Genomic DNA, 18,357 nt, shown 5'->3' on the forward strand with positions numbered 1-18,357 from the left:
CGGACACGTTGCGCCGCTTGCGGATACCGGCCGCCGCGGCCGCCACCGTGAGTTGCGCGGCGCTGATCGCGGTGCTGCCCGATCTGGCCTGGGGCGTGGGCAATCAGATGCGCGCCGTGCAGTATCCCGGCAGCTGGACCGCTGCAGCCGCGCAGATCAACGCCGACCCGCGGCCGGTGACCGTGCTGCCGCCCGACAGCATGCGGGATTTCTCGTGGACACCGACCGGTCCGGTGCTCGACCCACTGCCCCGGTGGCTCCGCGCCGAGGTGCTGATCACGGGTGACCTGTCCATCGGTGGTCAGACGGTGCCCGGCGAGGGAGCACACGCCCGGGCCGTGCAGGACCTGGTGCTGTCCGGCGCGACCGATCAGCGACTGGCCGAGGCCGGCGTGGGTTGGGTGGTACACGAATCCGATCACCAGGTGACGGTGCACCGGGTGGGCGGCACGGCACCCGCGTCGACGCGGCGCGGCGTGATGATCGCCGCACACCTGGTGTGGTTGGCCGTGCTGGCTGGTGGGGCCGCCGGGATGGCGGTCAGCTTCTGGCGGGCTCGGCGCTCGTCGGGCCAGATCTAGATCGGCACCACCGGCGACGAGAGTGGCGTTGATGCCCGAAATCCGGGCCAATCGTGTGCCGGAACGTCACAGTCGGCACGGCGGCGGCCGAAGCCCTACACCAGCCCGCTGACGTACTGGCCCTCGTGCACGGATTCCAGCACCGAGCGCATCGCGTCCGCGCTGAGGGTCCAGGAGAATTCGTCGCTGCGGGTCTGAGCCTTGCTGCCCAACTGAATTCGCATCACCGGGTCCTTCAGGAGCTGACGCACCCCGGCGACCAGGGCGTCGCGGTCCTCGACCAGCAGCCCGGTGACCCCGTCGACGATCGAATCGGTCAGCCCACCCGAGGACCGGTAGCCGATGGTGGGCACGCCGTGCTGGGCGGCCTCGGTGACCGCCAGGCCCCAGCCCTCCTTGCGCGACGGCAGTACGTGGACCCAACTCTGCTGCAGCACACGGTGTTTGGTCTCTTCGTCGACGTGACCGTGGAACGTCACCGAATCGGAGATGCCGAGCAGCTCAGCGTGCTCGACCAGTCGCTGCTGCCACCAGCCCCCGCCGACGATGTCCAGGTGCAATCCGGGCACTTCGGCCCGCAGCGTCGCGACCGCCTCCAGCGCATCCTCGATCTGCTTGTGCGGGACCAGGCGGGACAGCACCACGAGCCGCGGAGTCGACGACCGAGGCAGCTCCAAGGTGCGACCGGGTGCCTCGTCCAGCCCGTTGCGCACCACCGCGATCCGGCCGGAATCGACACCGAGCTCGTTGAGGTCGCGCGCCGAGGGCAGCGACACCGTGACGTACTGGTTGCGACGGTGCAGCCGTGGGGAGAGCTTGGACTCCACGAACCAGCCGATCCGTCCCTTCATCGGGCCGGCCACCGGCCACAGTTCGCGGTGGCAATGGTGCACGAGCACGGCCACCCGGCGACCGAACGCCAGCCGGGCCAGGAACGGCAGCCCGTTCTGGGTGTCGACGACCACGTCGGGCCGGACCTTGCGCAGCGGCCCGAGGCCGATACGGGAAGCCACCATGGCCAGCCCGGCCCAGATGTACACGCTGTAGGGCCCGCCCGCGCGGTTGATCTGCACGCCGTCGACCACCTCGCGGCGGGCCGCGCCCGGGTAGCGCGCGGGGCGCAGCGTGACGTGGACACCTTCGTCGGCCAGACATGCGCCGATGCGCTGGAGATAGGCCTCGCTGCCACCGCCCTGGGGATGGCCGGTATCACGCCAGCACAGGAGCAGAACGCTCCGCAGGCGCGGGTCGGGACGGGCAGACATCGTGTTGAGGGTACCGGTCAGTAAGTTGGGTGGGTGCAGCCCAGCGACATCTCGGCACGCTTCGCCCGCCGCGCGACGCTGAGTCGGTCGGTGCGATTGCTGGCGCAGTTCCGCTTCGAGCAGAGCGAACCGGCCCGGTTCTACGGCGCGCTGGCCGCCGATACCGTCGCGCTGGTCACCGATCTGTGGACGTCGGCCACCGAGGAGGCCCCGGCCGGGCGCACGGTCCTCGACGTGGGCGGCGGGCCCGGTTACTTCGCCTCGGCGTTCGACCAGGCCGGCATGCGCTACATCGGGGTGGAGCCGGATCCCCGGGAAATGCATGCCGGGCCGGCCGCCGACGACTCGGAGGGCACGTTCGTCCGGGCCTCCGGGATGGCCCTGCCGTTCGCCGACGACAGCGTCGACATCTGCCTGTCCTCCAACGTGGCCGAGCATGTGCGGCATCCGTGGCGGCTCGGCAACGAGATGCTGCGGGTCACCCGTCCCGGCGGCCTGGCGGTGCTGTCCTACACGGTGTGGCTCGGCCCATTCGGCGGCCATGAGATGGGATTGACGCACTACCTCGGCGGCGCCCGGGCCGCCGAGCGCTACACCCGCAAGCACGGTCACCGGCCCAAGAACGACTACGGATCGTCGTTGTTCGCGGTGTCGGCGGCCGACGGCCTGCAGTGGGCGCGCTCCACTGGCTCACTGATCGCCGCTTTTCCCCGCTACCACCCACGATGGGCGTGGTGGATGACGTCGGTGCCGGGGTTGCGGGAGTTCCTGGTGAGCAATCTGGTGCTGGTTCTGCGGCCCCACTGAACCGACCAACTGGAACAGGTTCTCGTTTGGCCGAAATCTCGGTAGTGTGACGCTCATGACACAGAGTTCCACCGCCACGCGCACCGAGTTCGACAAGCTGTTCATCGGTGGCCAGTGGGTCGAGCCCTCGACCACCGAGATCATCGAAGTGTTCTCCCCGGCCACCGGCGAGAAGGTCGGCCAGGTCCCGCTGGCCGCCGAGGCCGATGTCAACGCCGCGTGCGCCGCGGCCCGCAAGGCGTTCGACGAGGGCCCCTGGCCCCACATGTCGCCCGAAGAGCGCCAGGCCGTGCTGGCCAAGGCCGTCGAGCTCATCAACGAGCGGGCCGAGGAGTTCAAGCATCTGCTGAAGCTGGAGACCGGCCAGCCGCCGACCATCGTCGACATGATGCAGTTCGGCGCGGGTGTGTCGAGCCTGCAGTACTACGCCGGCGCGGCCGACAAGTACGACTGGAAAGACATCCGCGACGGCATCTACGGCCAGACCCTGGTCATCAAGGAGGCCATCGGGGTTGTCGGCGCCGTCATCGCCTGGAACGTGCCGTTCTTCCTCGCCTGCAACAAGCTGGGCCCGGCCCTGCTCGCCGGCTGCACCGTGGTGCTCAAGCCGGCCGGTGAGACCCCGCTGACCACCAATCTGTTCGCCGAGGTGCTGACCGAGGCCGGCCTGCCCGAGGGCGTGCTCTCGGTGGTGCCCGGCGGCCCGGAGACCGGCCGCGCCCTGACCGCCAACCCGGAGCTGGACAAGTTCACCTTCACCGGCTCCAGCGGCGTCGGCAAGGAGATCGGCAAGATCGCGGCCGAGAAGCTCAAGCCGTGCACGCTGGAGCTCGGCGGCAAGTCCGCGGCGATCATCCTCGAGGACGCCGACGTGGACTCCACCCTGCCGATGCTGGTGTTCTCCGGCCTGATGAACTGCGGCCAGGCCTGTGTGGGCCAGACCCGCATCCTGGCGCCGCGGTCCCGCTACGACGAGATCGTCGAGAAGCTCTCGGCCGCGGTCGCGGCCATGCAGGTCGGCCTGCCCGACGACCCGGCTTCGATGATCGGCCCGCTGATCTCGGAGAAGCAGCGTGACCGCGTCGAGGGCTACATCAAGAAGGGCGTCGAGGAGGGCGCGCGCATCGTCACCGGTGGCGGCCGCCCCGAGGGCCTGGATTCGGGCTGGTTCGTGCAGCCGACCGTCTTCGCCGACGTCGACAACTCGATGACCATCGCCCAGGAGGAGATCTTCGGGCCGGTGCTCGTGGTCATCCCGTTCGACGACGAGGACGACGCGGTGCGCATCGCCAACGATTCGCCGTACGGCCTCGCCGGCAGTGTGTACACCACGGACTTCCCCAAGGCCATCGAGATCGCCTCGAAGATCCGCACCGGCACCTACGCGGTGAACATGTACGCCTTCGATCCGGGCGCACCGTTCGGCGGATACAAGAACTCGGGTATCGGCCGCGAGAACGGCCCCGAGGGCATCGACGCGTACACCCAGGCCAAGAGTGTGCTGCTGCCGTTCGGTTTCACCCCGCAGTAAATTCTCGAACAGTCGCAAATGTCCCGGAAGACCGCGGTTTTCCGGGACATTCGCGTCTTATCGGCCGAGATCGTGGCGCCCTCGTTCAGCAGCCGTTCATTTGCTGGACGTCTGCAGGTGCGCACGCTCGTTGACTGCTCGACACCACGCGCGGCTTCCATCGATGGTCAATGGTCGACGATAGAGAAAAGGCGGTGCGCGATGTGGGTCGTTGAACTCAACCTCGCCGGTCACCGGTTCACTCGTCGGGTCAGGGCGCCCCACGGCCCGGTGCGCACCATGACCCCCAGGATGTTGCTGCGCTGTTCGTCGCAGTTCCTGCACGACCGAGTGGCCTGAGCGGCCCGGTTCAGCCGACGGTCTGCGCCTTCACCCAGCGGGCACACAGGAACTCACCGTTGGCGGCCGATTCGGCCAACATCCATTCGGAACGAACCGGCAGCACCGGCGCGCCCGCCCCCAGTGAACACGGGGCGTAGCTGACGATCATCTCGTCGATCAGCCCCTCCGCGACGAACTGGGCGGCGACCTCTCCCCCGCCGACCACCCAGACATCCTTGCCCGCCGCGGCCGACGCGAGCTTGGCATACAGTTCGGCAATATCACCGGAGAACACCTGCACCGGATGTTCGGCGGCGATGATCTCCGGGCGGTGGGTCAGCACCCACGTCGGCTGGTCGTACATCCACTCGTCGGGGTGGTTCCGCACGATCCACTCATAGGTCGTCGCCCCCATCGCAAGTGCCCCAATGTTTTTGATGAACTCTTCGTAGCCGAACGGGCCATCCTGGTCGATGTCGCGTGAGATCAACCAGTCCAGGCTGCCGTCGGCGTCCACGATGAACCCGTCCAGGCTCGACGCGGTGTAGTACACGGTCTTCACCGTTCAGTCCCTCCTCATCCATTCCAATGGGTCACCCCGGTCGGTGTCGACCCCGTGACGGGCCAACATGCCGCGGGCGAGTGCCCGCCGGTGCGCCGAGTAGGTCAGCACGTGCGCGATGATCCCGTACAGCTGAAAGGATTCCGGCGGATCGCACAGCGCGTCGATAACGGTGTCGCCCAGCCGTCCCGCCGCCGAGTACTCGGAGATCAGTGTGGTCCAACGCTTTCCGATGACGCGGTGGTGCCCGGCGAGCTGCGCGGCCGTCGTCTGTGCGGTGGTGGCTCGCGACGGGAAGTCCCGGCCCTCGATCGTGGCCAGCCACACCTCTTTGGTCCATACGATCGCCCCGAGCACGGCTGCCACACTGGGTTCGGGACCGTCCCAGTCCAGCACCACCTGGCCCGGTGAAACCTCTTGTGCCCATTGCTGTTCGGAGAGTCCCCCGGCGGCGTCGATCAGGTAGTCGGTGTCGGCGACGTCGTGCACCAGCATGAACTGGGCGATATCGGGGCCGGCGCTCTCCCCCGGGTCGGCGTCGCACCACAGCGACTGCGGTGGGTGAAAGTGCACTCCGTTGGGCGCGCTCAACCGGAACCCGACGTCGTCGGCACGCGACGGCGGCACCCCGAACGCCCGGCGAAACGCCCGGGAGAACACCTCGGCCGACGACCAGCCCTCGGCCTCGGCCACCTCCGCCACCCCGGCGCCCTGCTGCAACCGCCAGGCCGCGCGTTCGAGCATGATGCGCCGCCGCAGCGCCGCCGGCGGCTCCCCGGTGAGCCGGCGCACCTCCCGGGAAAAGTGAAACTCCGACGCGTAGCTGCTGCGGGCCATATCGCCGACGCCGGTGTTGTCGTCGTCGACGACGGCGTCGAGCAGTTCCCGCAGCCGGTCACGCCCGTTCGGTTGAACCTCCACGTTCACCGAGTATGGTCGCCGGGCACCGGCATGAACATGACATTTCCTGCTGTGGTGCCGAGCTCAGCTGTCCAGCACCTGCGCCACCCGGGCTTCGACGTCGATGCCGCCGAGATCGGCCAGGTTGATGCCGAATCGCCCGGTGAGCGCGTCGAGAACCTGTGTGGCGGTGTCGAATCGGACGCGTTCGGTCTCACCGTTGCGATGGATGGCCAGGTTCCGGCCGCGCAGGTTGATCCTGGCGTCGTCGGTCACCAGCGCCGCAGTCAGGCCGACGGCGAAGATGCCACCGGGATGTGTTGAGACATACCAGCTTCCGACTTCCAGATCGATGCGCGGTTGCGGCGCGGTGGTGAACCGGTACAGCGGCTGCCAGGCCCCTCGGATCTGGGCGGCCAACTCGTACTCCCGGCCGTGGACGGTGGGCAGCTCCAGCAGGCGGTAGGGCTCGTGGCGGGTCTGCTGCACCGCGCCGGTGTGCAGCCGGATCGGCGAGGAAAGCGTCTGCCCGCCGAAGCCGACGTCGACCAGGAACCGTCCGGGCTCATCGGGGATCGTCACGGCCAGCACGTTGTGAGTGAGGGCGGGCAGCGGCGCGTCCGGCTCCTTCATCCAGACCACCCGCCCGGCCAACCGGTCGACGCCGTACCCCAATTCGTCGAGCGCATAGCCCAGCAGGCCGTTGTGCTCGTAGCAGTAGCCGCCACGACGGCGGGTGACCAGCTTGTCCGACAGCGCCTCCGCGCTGAGGTCCCCGACGGGGATACCCAGAAGCGGATCCAGGTTCTCGAACGGGATGGAACGGCCGTGGGCGGCGACGACGTCGCGCAGCGTGTCCAGGCCGGCTGACGCCGAACCCTGATAGCCGATCCGGTCGAAGTAGGCGGCGAGATCGAATCCCATGGTCGCCAATGATGCTGCCTCAACGGCGGTTGAGGTCAACCTCGGAGGAGACTGGTCTCATGGCTGCACATCTCACCGAACGCCTGCGGGAGGATCTGCTGGCCCGCTGGTCGGAATCCCACCGCAAGCATCACACCGTCGCGCACCTGCATGAAGTGCTCGACGCGATCGGCGTCCTGGCCGACGACGGACTGCACTTCGACCGGGAGACGGTCGAACTCGCGGCGTGGTTCCACGATGCGATCTACGACATCGGCCGCGACGACAACGAGGAACGCTCGGCGGATCTGGCCCGCACATTGCTGGGCGATTCCCCGGACTGCGACGAACTGGCCCGTCTGGTGCTGACCACCAAGTCCCACAAGGTCGACGACGGAGACATCAACGGCGCGGTGCTCAGCGATGCCGATCTGTCGGTGCTCGGCTCGTCGACCGGGCGCTACCGCGAGTACGCCGACGCGGTGCGCGAGGAGTACGCCGCGGTTCCCGACGAGGTGTTCAAGCCCGCGCGGGCGCGGGTGCTCACGGCGTTGCTCGACGGGCCGATCTTTCACACCGCCGCCGGCCGCAAACGCTGGGAGGCGCGGGCCCGGCTCAACGTCGCGGCCGAGATCAGCGAGCTGACCAGCTGAGCAATCCGATGTCGGCCCCGCGTGAGCTGCGGTTTTGAGAGTATGGACCGCAGCTACCCGGCGGTAGGTTCGCGGCCCGCAGATGCGAATGGGTTTTTGACCCTCCACCTGGGTACACTAGCAAAACTAGAACACGTTCCAATCCACATAGGGGGACCCTGTGGCCGCGACCGACATCGACCCGTCCGAAATCACCAAGTGGGATCCGGGCCTGACGGAAAAGGTCATGGGCTTCTTGCGGCCGCTGATCAAGGGCTACCACCGCGCCGAGGTGCGCGGGCTGGACAGCTTCCCCAACGGCGGCGCGCTGGTGGTGTCGAACCATTCCGGCGGCCTCTTCGCGCTGGACGTGCCGGTGTTCGCGACGGGCTTCTACGAGAAGTTCGGCTACGGCCGCCCGGTGTTCACCCTCAGCCACGACATGCTGATGACCGGCCCCACCGCGGCGTTCTTCAAGAAGACCGGCTTCATCCGGGCCAATCACGAGAACGCCGACGAGGCACTGCGCTCGGGCGGCGTGGTGGTGGTCTTCCCCGGCGGTGACTATGACGTCTACCGCCCCACCCTTTCGGCGAACAAGATCGACTTCGGCGGACGCACCGGGTATGTGAAGGCGGCGATCAACGCGGGCGTGCCGATCGTGCCGATGGTCGGCATCGGCGGGCAGGAAACCCACTTGTTCCTGTCTCGCGGCACCCAGATCGCCAAGGCACTCGGCCCGATCGCGCGGATGGCCCGCACCAAGATCGTGCCGGTGTCGTTCGGTTTCCCGTTCGGCCTGTCCGCGGTGCTGCCGCTCAACGTGCCGCTGCCATCCAAGATCGTGATGAAGACACTGCCGCCGATCGACATCGAGGCCGAGTTCGGCGAGAATCCCGACATCGACGAGGTCGACGCGCATGTCCGCCGGGTCATGCAGCGCGCCCTGGACGAACTGGCCGAAGAGCGCCGCTTCCCGGTGATCGGCTGAGCCGCGGTGAATCCCCTTGAGCTGCTGACCGGGCCGCTGGATCGGGTGATCGACACCGCCGGGCTGGTCGCCACGATGCGCCGGGCCGGGGTGCTCGCGGCGATGCGCCCGGACAAGTACCTGCGCATCGGCGCCGCGATGGCCCGCGAGAACATGAGCGTCACTTCGGGTTTCGCGGCCTCGGCGCAGCGTTGCCCGAACCGGCCCGGTCTGGTGGACGAACTCGGCACACTCACCTGGCAGCAGGTCGATCAGCAGGCCGACGCCCTGGCCGCCGGATTGCAGGCCCTTCCGGGTGGTGCGCCGAAGGTGCTCGGCATCATGGCCCGCAATCACCGCGGCTTCGTGTTGTCCCTGATCGCGGCCAATCGCATCGGCGCCGACGTACTGCTGCTCAACACCTCGTTCGCCGCGCCCGCACTGGCCGAGGTGGTGACCCGCGAGGCGGTGGACGCCGTCATCTATGACGAAGAGTTCACCGAGACCGTCGACCGGGCTCTCGCCGAGCGGCCGAGCGCGGCGCGAATCGTGGCGTGGACCGATACCTTCCTGCATGACGTCACCGTCGCCAAGCTCGTCGAGGAACACCGTGGTGAGGAGCCCCGGCGTGCGACCGAGAAGAGCAAGGTGATCCTGCTGACCTCGGGCACCACGGGAACTCCCAAGGGCGCCAAGCACTCCGGTGGCGGCCCCGAGGTACTCAAGGCGATCCTCGACCGCACCCCGTGGCACGCCGAGGAACGGGTGGTGATCGTCGCGCCGATGTTCCACGCCTGGGGCTTTTCCCAGCTGGCCTTCGCGGCGTCGATGGCCTGCACCATTGTCACCCGGCGAAAGTTCGATCCCGAGGCCACGCTCGAGCTCGTCGACCGGCACCGGGCGAAGGGACTGTGCGTGGTGCCGGTGATGTTCGACCGGATCATGGAATTGCCGGAGAGCGTGCTGAACCGTTACGACGGCCGCTCGCTGCGGTTCGCCGCGGCGTCGGGGTCACGCATGCGTCCCGATGTCGTCACCGCGTTCATGGACCGGTTCGGCGACATCATCTACAACAACTACAACGCCACCGAGGCCGGCATGATCGCCACCGCGACGCCGGCCGATCTGCGGGCCGCACCGGATACTGCCGGTAAACCCGCCGAGGGCACCGAGATTCGCATTCTCGACGCGGAGTTCCGTGAGGTCCCCACCGGCGAGGTGGGCACGATCTACGTGCGTAACTCGACCCAGTTCGACGGCTACACGTCGGGCTCCACCAAGTCCTTCCGCGATGGCTTCATGTGCTCGGGCGACGTCGGCTACCTCGATGCGGCGGGCCGGCTGTTCGTGGTCGGCCGCGACGACGAGATGATCGTCTCCGGCGGCGAGAACGTGTACCCGATCGAGGTGGAGAAGGTCCTCGCCGGCCACGGCGACGTCGCCGAGGCCGCCGTGATCGGCGTCGACGACGAGCAGTTCGGTCAACGTCTCGCGGCGTTCGTGGTGCTCTCCGGCGCCGTCACACCCGACGACCTCAAGGTCTACGTCCGCGAGAATCTGGCCAATTACAAAGTGCCGCGGGAGATCACGGTGCTCGAGGAATTGCCTCGCAACAGCACCGGCAAGATCGACCGGCGCCAACTCCAGGAGAAGGTGAATGGCTGACCGCCATCCTGGGCCAAGAAGGCGGCTGCTCCTTGCCGCCGCCGAGTTGCTCAACGCTGCCAACGCGGTGAAGCCGCTCGGCCGCAAGGGGTACAGCACCATCGCGGCGTTCAGCTTCGGCTGGCCGACCTCGGAGAACGCGCCACTGGTGATCACGGTTTCCGCACTCGATGCGCTGCGCCGCGGCATCCGCGGCGACTACCGCACCACGGGTGGACGAATCTCCCTGGTGCTCAAGGCGATTTCCTGGGCTCTGCTGGTCCTCGTGCACCGGCGCGGTGTCCAGTCCCGGCCCTATTTCGAAGATCCGGTACACGAGGCGCTGGCCGACGAGTACCCGACGGTGCTGCGGCCACTGCGCCGCGGCGAGGTGTACTCCACCTCGATGAGCCGACGTCGTTACGCGGGGACGACGGTGCAGTACGGCCCGCATCGGGCCAACCTGGCCGACATCTGGATGCGTCCGGATCTGCCGCGGGACGGCAAGGCCCCGGTGCTCGTGCAGGTCCCGGGCGGGGCGTGGATGATCGGCATGCGCCGGCCACAGTCGTATCCGCTGATGAGCCACCTGGCCGAGCAGGGCTGGATCTGCGTGTCGATCGGTTACCGGATCAGCCCACGACACCCGTGGCCCAATCACATCATCGACGTGAAGCAGGCCTTGGCCTGGGTGAAGGCGAACATCGCTGAGTACGGCGGCGATCCCGACGCGGTCTGCATCACCGGCGGCTCGGCCGGTGGGCATCTGACGGCGCTGGCCGCGCTCACCCCCAATGACCCGAAGTGGCAGCCCGGCTTCGAGGATGCCGACACCTCGGTGGCCGCCGCGGTGCCGATCTACGGCCGCTACGACTGGTTCTCCACCACGGGCCCGGGGCGCGCCGAGTTCATGGAGGTGCTGGAGCGGCTGATCGTCAAGGCGCCGTTGGCGACCGATGACCGGGTGTATCACGAAGCCTCGCCGATCACCCTGGTGCACCCGGATGCCCCGCCGTTCTTCGTACTGCACGGCACGAACGACTCGCTGATCCCGGTCCAGGAAGGGCGAGACTTCGTCGCCGCGCTTCGCGAGGTGTCGAATTCGCCTGTTGTCTATGCCGAGATTCCGCACGCCCAGCACGCGTTCGACATCTTCGGTTCGCCACACGGGCATTACACGGCCGACGCCGTGGGGAAGTTCCTGAACTGGGCCCGAGCCAGGGCGCAGATCACCGCGGCCTCGGCAGCTGGCCGGTAAAATTCCTCAGATGTCCACGCCGGACACCGAGATCGCCACACTGGCAGCCGGATTGTCGGACGGCGCGGTGCTCACCGATCCCGCTGTGATCGAGGGATATCGCCGGGATGCCGCAGCCGATCCGAAGTCGGGCCTGCCCCGCGCCGTCGTCCGCGCCGCCAGCACCGAGGACGTGCAGGCCATGCTGCGCTGGGCGAGCGCTCATGGTGTGGCGGTGGTTCCCAGAGGTGCTGGCTCCGGGCTCTCGGGCGGCGCCAACGCCGTCGACGGCGGCATCATCCTGAGCACCGAACGGATGCGGCAGGTCCGGATCGACACCGCGAACCGCACCGCCGTGGTGCAGCCCGGCGTGCTGAACTCCGAGGTGAAGCGGGCCGCGGCCGAGCACGGCCTGTGGTATCCACCAGACCCCGCCTCGGTCGAGATCTCCTCGATCGGTGGTAACGCGGCAACCAACGCCGGCGGACTGTGCTGTGTGAAGTACGGGGTCACCAGTGACTACGTCCTGGGCATGGAGGTGGTGCTGGCCGACGGCACCGCGGTTCGGTTGGGCGGCCCGCGCCTGAAAGACGTTGCCGGACTGTCGTTGACGAAGCTGTTCGTCGGCTCCGAAGGCATTCTCGGGGTGATCACGGAGCTCACCCTGCGGTTGATCCCGGCCCAGCCCCCGGCCTCAACGGTGGTCGCGGTGTTCGCCTCGGTGCAGGACGCCGCCGATGCCGTGGTGGCGATCACCGCCAAGGTCCGCCCGGCGATGCTGGAACTGATGGACCACGCCAGCATCAACGCGGTCGAGGACTACAGCCGGATGGGTCTGGACCGGGAGGCGCAGGCGCTGCTGCTGATCCAGTCCGACGCACCGGGTGCTGCTCAGGAGGAGATCGCCCACATCGTCGCCGCCTGCGAGACGTCCGGAGCCACCGAGGTGTTCGCGACCGACGATGCCGAAGAAGGCGCCGGCTTCACCGCGGCGCGCCGGCTGGTCGGGCTGGCCTTGATGCAACTGGGCACGTTGCTGCTCGAGGACGTCACGGTGCCGATACCGGTCCTGCCCGAGTTGGTGGCCGGCATCAAACGTGTTGCCGAGGACTGTGATGTGCTGATCTGCGTCGTCGCGCACGCCGGCGACGGAAACACCCACCCAGTGGTGGTTTTCGACGCCGACGACCCGGACATGAGCGCCCGCGCGGAGATGGCGTTCGCCCGCGTGATGCAGCTGGCGATCGCCCTCGGCGGCACCATCACCGGTGAGCACGGCGTCGGCCGGCTCAAGCGGGACTGGCTGCCGATGCAGCTCGGCGACGACGTGATGGCACTGACCCGCCGGATCAAGGAGGCACTCGATCCGCACGGCATCCTGAATCCTGGTGCGGTGCTGCGCTAGTCCCGGCGCAGTGGTCTGGGTGCGGCGAGTTCTCGCAGGGCTGCCAGGAACAGCTCGCCCATCCGCGGACTCAGCTCGCGCAACGTCGCGGCGCTGGCATGACTCGCCGGGCCGAAGGCGCGGTCGAGGGTATCGACGTCGGCACCGGAACCGATGGTCAGACACAGGCAGGCCACCCCGTCCGACCGGAGCTCTTCGAGCGCCTTGGCGGCGTCGGCCTGCGCATAGCGACCTTCGTAGCCGTCGTCGTACGGATAGCCGTCAGACAGCACCACCAGGAGTCGATTGGGTGTTCCCGCTTGGCTTTTGATAATTTCCCCGGCTCCTCGGATCCCGGCGCCGAGCCGGGTGTAGCCGAACGGCCGCAGCTGTCCGAGCCGAGCCCGACCGGCGGCGCCGAAGCGTTGGCCGAAGGTCTTGACGGCGAGCAGATGCACGGCGAGTCGCCCCTGTGACCGAAACCCGTATACCGCAACACGGTCGCCGAGTTCCTCGAGTGTGACGGCGAGCGTCGCGGCCGCACGACGTTGGTGCTCGTGGATGGCGAGACCGTCACCGTCGGCATCGGTCGCCGATCCGGATGCGTCGACAAGGATGAGAACCCCGAGGTTGCGGGCAAGCTTGCGGCGCTGCGTGTACACGTTCTCTGGCGGGGAGTGGCCTGAGCGCAGATCGACGAAGAGATCGATCAGGGCCTCGTGGTCCACGTCGTCGCCGTCCGCGCGGGCGCGCAACACTTTGGGACCGAGGCCCACTCGCGCCAGGCTGCGCCGCAACTCCGCGTCACGCGACACGTCGACCGCTGAGGCGTCTACCGTGGCGGTGATCGGAAAATCGATGACGCGGCACCAGTCCTCCCGATATCGGTTTCCGAAAACGTCCCATTCGGGATACCTGGCGCCACCGACCGCGAGTGCCGCATCTGGCGTCCCGGTGAACCGGATCGGGGTGGGCACCGGACGCGCATCGACGCCGGACTGCGACGTTCGTCGTATCGAGCCGAGGCCCAATTCGCCCCCGGCACTCTCACTTCCGGAGGATCGGGAGCTACCGAACAGCGTGCGCAGGAACTTTGCGGGCGCCTGCGCCCCGACGGGCACCTCGAACAGCTTGAGGATCCAGCTCTTCTCGGCCGGTCCGTCGTCGTCATCGTCCTCATCCAGCTCGGACAGGTCGATGGGCTCGGCGTCGGACGCCGACGACCGCGACCCATCGCGGTGCCGAACCAGGATGGATGGCTTGACGGTCCCGAACCACTCCGGTGGCGCATCGAGTTCGGTTCTGCCCATGGCGATGCGCAGCGATTCCTCCGCGCAGGCCGACCGGGCGCCGGAGTCGAGTCCGACGGCCGCCGCCAAAGGTATCCGCGGGGCGAGCTTGGCCAGGACACGCTGCCCTTCGAGCGCCAAGTAGCGGCGTGCCGTCGAGGGCCGGGCCCGCAGCCGCTTGACGTACTGACCGTCGAGGCTTCCGGCTCCGAGAAGTGCGCTCTGAACCAGCACTTCGCGACGCTGCCGATCCGGATCGGCACTCGCCGACACGAAGACGACACGCCCATCGGTGTACGCCAACTCACCCGGGCGGGCCACGGCCACGTCGACCGGCCGCCCGGCGAGAAAACCGGCCAGAAACCGGAAGTGTTGCGGCTCTGGGCGGTCGGTGGTCACGGCCGTGGCAGGATGGCGTCGACGAGTTCTCCGAGTCCGCGGATCACATCGGGATCGTCGGACAGCACCTCCACCACCGCGGACTGCGCGGCGTCGCGCAGGCTGAGTCCTTCGGCGACCAGCCCGCCGGCCAGGATCAGCATCCGGGTCGAGGCCACCTCGCTGAGGGCCGAGCGGTCCAGATCCCGGATGGCGTTGCCGAGCGTGACCAACAAGGCGGCGGTGGACGAGTCGATTCCTGCCTCGTGGGCCACGATCTCGGTTTCGATCTCTGCGGCCGGGAAGTCGAGGCTGATCGCGACGAAACGCTGCCGGGTCGAGTCCTTGAGGCTCTTGAGGATGCTCTGGTAACCGGGATTGTAGGAGATCACCAGTTGAAAGCCCGGAGCCGCGGGCAAGGTGGTGGCGAGCCGATCGATGGGCAACTCGCGCCGGTGGTCGGCGAGCGGATGGATCACGACCGTCGTGTCCTGACGCGCCTCCACGATCTCGTCGAGATAGCAGATGGCACCCTCGCGCACCGCTCTGGTCAACGGGCCGTCCACCCAGACGGTTTCGCCGCCCTTCAGCAGGAAGCGCCCGACCAGATCGGCCGAGGTCATGTCCTCGTGGCCGGCAACGGTGATGAGCTCACGGCCGAGTTCGTGAGCCATCGCCTCGACGAAACGGGTCTTGCCGCACCCGGTCGGTCCTTTGAGCAGAACCGGCGCACCGCGGCGGGCGGCTGCCAGGAAGGTCTCGGCCTCCCGACCCGCGGCCCGGTAGAACGGCGGCGGTGAACCCGGTTCGGCGATCGGCCGGAACTTACTGACCGTCATCGCTGTTCGGCCTTTGGATCGGCACGACAGGCGGGATGGTCGTGCCTTCGGGCAGGACCAGTTCACCGTCATGGTTGACGTACCCCGAACGATGGGTCGGCAACGGCAGGTCGGGGTTCGGGCACGGCCGGTCGGTGCCCTCGCCACAGATGCCGGGGTTGAAGTAGGAACGCTTCTGCACGTCTTCCGGCCACGCATCGGCCTGCGTGCCGAGCCACGTCGCCGGAACGTTGTAGAACAGGAAGAAGCACGCACTGACACCGCCGAAGATCGCCAGGAACCGGATGAACTGTTGCTTGACGAATCCGCCTCGGACCCGGTCGATTCCACGTTCGACCACGGTGCGTCCCCGGTCATCGGTGAAGAAGCGCAGGCAGACCAGTGCCGTCTGGACGCCGCCCCACATCAGCCCCTCGTAGATGGGCCACTGGTAGTAGGTGCCGGCGTTGAACGACAACGACTGGATGGCGCCGGGGTAGGAGTAGAACCCGATCGGCAGGAGGATCAGCCCCTCCATGACGAAGTCGAAGACGAAGGCGATCGCGTAGGTGACCAAGACCAGCCGCAGATTGCTGATCCCGGGCCAACGGTTCTTGATCTTGCGCATGATCGCGCACCCGACGATGGTGAGCAGCAGCACGCCGTACGCGTAGCCGGGGATGTTGGTCAGCAGCGGTTCGGGCACGGTGTGGCCCGGTTCTTCGTGCGCCACCCAACCCGGGAAGTACGGCGCCCAGGACCCCTGGTTGAACAGCCAGGCGTTGTACGTGCACCAAGTGCTGTAGTAGTTCAGCATCGGATCCTGGAACATCATCAAGCCCATCGACACCAGCAGCATGCCGTCGAGCGTGATACGCCTTTCCCGCACCCAGGGCCGAATGAGGAAGAACCACAAGGCAAACGGCAGGCCGACCCACAGCATGACGGCGTTGGCCATCAACGGGATCTTCATGTACAGCGGCGGCTCGCTCGGGCCGCCCGACACCGACTCGAAATAGGGGCCGGTGACCCAACGGGTGATCAGATACAACGTCAGCGCCAGAAACACGCCGCCGACGGTCGCCCAGATCTTGAACGCGTTCGATGACGGCGGTCCCTGCTTTTCGAGGGCAGCGATTCCGCTGATCGATTCGGTGACGGCAGGCTTCTTGGACAGATCACTCATGATCGGGTTCCCCTTGGCGAATCGTGGAGGCAGTCGGCGGTGCGAGCTGGACCAACGAGTGCGAATATACTCATCGGTATCTGAGATTCCAATAGGTCACTGAGATTCTGTGGCAGACTTTTGCCATGGCGGAGCGCTGGACCCGGGAACGCAGACTCGAGCACACTCGCTCCGTGCTGCTCGACGCCGCCGAGGAGGTGTTCGCCGAAAAGGGGTTCGCACCAGCCACTCTCGATGACATCGCGCGAGCCGCCGGTTATACGAAGGGCGCCATCTACAAACACTTCGCCACCAAGGAGGACCTGTTCCTGGCCGTGAGCGACCGCTATTGGCGGCGCTACTTCGACAATTTCGCCGAGGTGATGGCCAGCGCCAAGCAGGTCGGGGTACGGGAACGCGACGAGATCGCCAAGCGCTGGCGCGAATTGAGCCAGGACCGCGGCGCCGAGCACGCCGCCCTGGGCCACGAGTTCACCCTCTATCTCAGGAGAAACCCTGAATCGCGGGACCGCGTCGCGGCCAAGCGGTCAGAGGTGGTCGACGCGCTGGCGAAGTTCATCGTCGAAGGCATCGAAAGACTAGGCGGCACACTGCTGATCCCACCGAAGACATTCGCCCAGGTGCTCATCGCCACCAGCGATTCGGTGGTACTGGGCAGCGAACTCGATGACGTCGACCTTTATCGGCCGATCGTCGACATGTACGTGTCAGCGATCAAGCTGCCCTGACTCGATCCGCCGACACTACGGTTCTTGACGTAATTCGCCGGGAAATGCACGAAAAACCGTGGTCTCGGCGGAGTTTGTTCAGAAGACCCGCACCTGGCCTTCCAGCACCGGGACGGTGTCGGGGAGCTTGTAGGTGGCAATCCCGTTGCGGAACATCACGTTCTCGCGGGCGTGCTCGGGCAGGTGCTTGACCAGCCAGCGCGGGTCGTCGAAGGTCCAGTGCGGGTAATCGCTGGAGAACAGCAGGATCTTCTCGCATTCCATCCACTCGAAGGCCCGGGACAGCTCGGTCTTGTCCTCGGGGTAGTCCAGCGGCTGGGTGGTGAACTTGATGTGGTCCTTGACGTATTCGCTGGGCTTGCGCTTGATGTCCATCCAGCTCTTGCGGGCCTGGTAGATGGCGTCCATGCGCCACATCAACGGCAGGATCCAGGTGAACGCGTGCTCGACAAACACGATGCGCAGCGTCGGGAACCGATCGAAAACCCCGTCGAAGATCAGGCTCATCACCTGATTGGCCGCCAACAGCGAGTAGGTGACCATGAAGTCGTGGTTGTAGCTCGGTAATCCGACCGGCGGAAGCGGGAGCTCGTCGTATTCCCCGCGGGACAGATGGCAGCTCACGGTGATGTCGTGCTTGGTGGCCGCCGCCCAGATCGGGTCATACTTCGGATCGCCCCACGACGGCCGCGGCTCGGCCTTGATCAGGATCTGCGCCATGTACGGGTGGCCGGCCCACCGCTCGATCTCCTGTGCCCCAAGCTCCGGTGCTTCGACGGCCAGGCAGATGGATCCGCGCCAGCGCTCATGCCAGTTGTTGTGACTGTCCAGCCAGTGATTGGCCTGCCAGTCGTTGAGCGCGCAGTTCATCGCGTGGTTGGCCTCGGGGATATGGGCGGAGTACGCCGCGGGTTCGAGGATCGCGATATCCGCGCCGGCCTCCATGATCAGTTGCCGGAAAGCCAGATCCGGATCGCTGCCGGCGAACTCGCCGTCGTCGGGGAAGGTGTCGGTGCGCATGGCATAGGCGTGCGCGTAGTCCGGCGCGTCGTAATAGATCAGCTCCCCGACGTCGTGGGTTCCGAAATACCGGCTGCGCCACGGCTCGGGGATGTACTCCACCAGCACACCGCGGCGCGGCACAGGGTGCACGTCGGAGTCGACGCATCGCACGGCGATACGCTCTTTGGCCGGAATCCTCGGCGATGCCGTGACGGTCAT

General features: G+C 67.2%; 16 protein-coding genes and 1 pseudogene. 9 read left to right on the top strand and 8 right to left on the bottom strand.

Features of this window, described 5'->3' with window-relative positions; all coding sequences use genetic code 11:
- Positions 1 to 581: pseudogene (locus tag BN4332_RS19305) on the top strand (hypothetical protein); the annotation flags it as partial.
- A 95-nt stretch (positions 582 to 676) separates the two neighbouring features.
- On the opposite strand, the gene BN4332_RS19310 reads toward BN4332_RS19305, so the two are convergent.
- Positions 677 to 1,846, bottom strand: coding sequence for a glycosyltransferase family 4 protein (locus tag BN4332_RS19310; protein ID WP_066900725.1), 1,170 nt, complete (start codon positions 1,844 to 1,846; stop codon positions 677 to 679).
- A 48-nt stretch (positions 1,847 to 1,894) separates the two neighbouring features.
- On the opposite strand from BN4332_RS19310, the gene BN4332_RS19315 reads away from it, so the two are divergent.
- Positions 1,895 to 2,653, top strand: a complete 759-nt coding sequence (locus BN4332_RS19315; protein ID WP_435405198.1) for a class I SAM-dependent methyltransferase — start codon at positions 1,895 to 1,897, stop codon at positions 2,651 to 2,653.
- A gap of 55 nt (positions 2,654 to 2,708) precedes the next feature.
- A complete protein-coding gene (locus BN4332_RS19320) occupies positions 2,709 to 4,184 on the top strand; it encodes an aldehyde dehydrogenase (protein ID WP_066900729.1) in 1,476 nt (491 codons plus the stop codon).
- A 349-nt stretch (positions 4,185 to 4,533) separates the two neighbouring features.
- Here BN4332_RS19320 and BN4332_RS19330 read toward each other — a convergent pair whose 3' ends face one another.
- Genes BN4332_RS19330 through BN4332_RS19340 form a run of 3 tightly spaced genes read right to left on the bottom strand, consistent with a single transcriptional unit; the run spans position 4,534 to position 6,891 of the window.
- Complete coding sequence (locus BN4332_RS19330; RefSeq protein ID WP_066900735.1) at positions 4,534 to 5,067, bottom strand: dihydrofolate reductase family protein; 534 nt, start codon at positions 5,065 to 5,067, stop codon at positions 4,534 to 4,536.
- 3 nt (positions 5,068 to 5,070) lie between these two features.
- Positions 5,071 to 5,994 (bottom strand): helix-turn-helix domain-containing protein, encoded by a 924-nt coding sequence (locus BN4332_RS19335; protein ID WP_074133119.1) that lies wholly within the window; start codon positions 5,992 to 5,994, stop codon positions 5,071 to 5,073.
- A gap of 57 nt (positions 5,995 to 6,051) precedes the next feature.
- The gene (locus BN4332_RS19340) at positions 6,052 to 6,891 is read right to left on the bottom strand and encodes an arylamine N-acetyltransferase family protein (RefSeq protein WP_066900737.1); all 840 of its coding nucleotides are present in this window, start codon (positions 6,889 to 6,891) and stop codon (positions 6,052 to 6,054) included.
- Between the two features lie 59 nt (positions 6,892 to 6,950).
- On the opposite strand from BN4332_RS19340, the gene BN4332_RS19345 reads away from it, so the two are divergent.
- From BN4332_RS19345 to BN4332_RS19365, 5 genes are all read left to right on the top strand, one after another.
- Positions 6,951 to 7,523, top strand: a complete 573-nt coding sequence (locus tag BN4332_RS19345) for an HD domain-containing protein (protein WP_066900739.1) — start codon at positions 6,951 to 6,953, stop codon at positions 7,521 to 7,523.
- Positions 7,524 to 7,683: 160 nt separating this feature from the next.
- Positions 7,684 to 8,493, top strand: a complete 810-nt coding sequence (locus tag BN4332_RS19350; protein WP_066900741.1) for a 1-acyl-sn-glycerol-3-phosphate acyltransferase — start codon at positions 7,684 to 7,686, stop codon at positions 8,491 to 8,493.
- A 6-nt stretch (positions 8,494 to 8,499) separates the two neighbouring features.
- On the top strand, positions 8,500 to 10,137 hold the full coding sequence (gene fadD12, locus BN4332_RS19355) for an acyl-CoA ligase FadD12 (protein ID WP_264077782.1): 1,638 nt from the start codon (positions 8,500 to 8,502) through the stop codon (positions 10,135 to 10,137).
- Positions 10,130 to 11,374, top strand: coding sequence for an alpha/beta hydrolase (locus tag BN4332_RS19360; protein ID WP_066900743.1), 1,245 nt, complete (start codon positions 10,130 to 10,132; stop codon positions 11,372 to 11,374). Before fadD12 ends, BN4332_RS19360 begins: the two co-directional genes overlap by 8 nt.
- Positions 11,375 to 11,384: 10 nt before the next feature.
- Positions 11,385 to 12,758, top strand: coding sequence for an FAD-binding oxidoreductase (locus BN4332_RS19365; RefSeq protein WP_066900745.1), 1,374 nt, complete (start codon positions 11,385 to 11,387; stop codon positions 12,756 to 12,758).
- Here the strand turns inward: BN4332_RS19365 and BN4332_RS19370 are convergent.
- The 3 genes from BN4332_RS19370 to BN4332_RS19380 are packed head-to-tail and all read right to left on the bottom strand — an operon-like array spanning position 12,755 to position 16,408.
- Entirely contained in the window at positions 12,755 to 14,425 is a 1,671-nt protein-coding gene (locus BN4332_RS19370; RefSeq protein ID WP_066900747.1) for a nitric oxide reductase activation protein NorD, read from the bottom strand. The two genes, BN4332_RS19365 and BN4332_RS19370, sit on opposite strands and share 4 nt — an antisense overlap.
- Positions 14,422 to 15,243 (bottom strand): CbbQ/NirQ/NorQ/GpvN family protein, encoded by an 822-nt coding sequence (locus tag BN4332_RS19375; protein ID WP_066900749.1) that lies wholly within the window; start codon positions 15,241 to 15,243, stop codon positions 14,422 to 14,424. Before BN4332_RS19375 ends, BN4332_RS19370 begins: the two co-directional genes overlap by 4 nt.
- Positions 15,230 to 16,408, bottom strand: a complete 1,179-nt coding sequence (locus BN4332_RS19380; RefSeq protein WP_066900751.1) for a spirocyclase AveC family protein — start codon at positions 16,406 to 16,408, stop codon at positions 15,230 to 15,232. Before BN4332_RS19380 ends, BN4332_RS19375 begins: the two co-directional genes overlap by 14 nt.
- Before the next feature lie 125 nt (positions 16,409 to 16,533).
- Here BN4332_RS19380 and BN4332_RS19385 point away from each other — a divergent pair, with 125 nt between their 5' ends.
- Positions 16,534 to 17,136, top strand: coding sequence for a TetR/AcrR family transcriptional regulator (locus BN4332_RS19385; protein WP_066900755.1), 603 nt, complete (start codon positions 16,534 to 16,536; stop codon positions 17,134 to 17,136).
- Positions 17,137 to 17,214: 78 nt separating this feature from the next.
- On the opposite strand, the gene BN4332_RS19390 is transcribed toward BN4332_RS19385, so the two are convergent.
- Positions 17,215 to 18,357, bottom strand: coding sequence for an amidohydrolase family protein (locus tag BN4332_RS19390; RefSeq protein WP_066900756.1), 1,143 nt, complete (start codon positions 18,355 to 18,357; stop codon positions 17,215 to 17,217).

This window comes from Mycolicibacterium houstonense (genome assembly GCF_900078665.2).
In the GTDB taxonomy this organism is placed as follows: domain Bacteria; phylum Actinomycetota; class Actinomycetes; order Mycobacteriales; family Mycobacteriaceae; genus Mycobacterium; species Mycobacterium houstonense.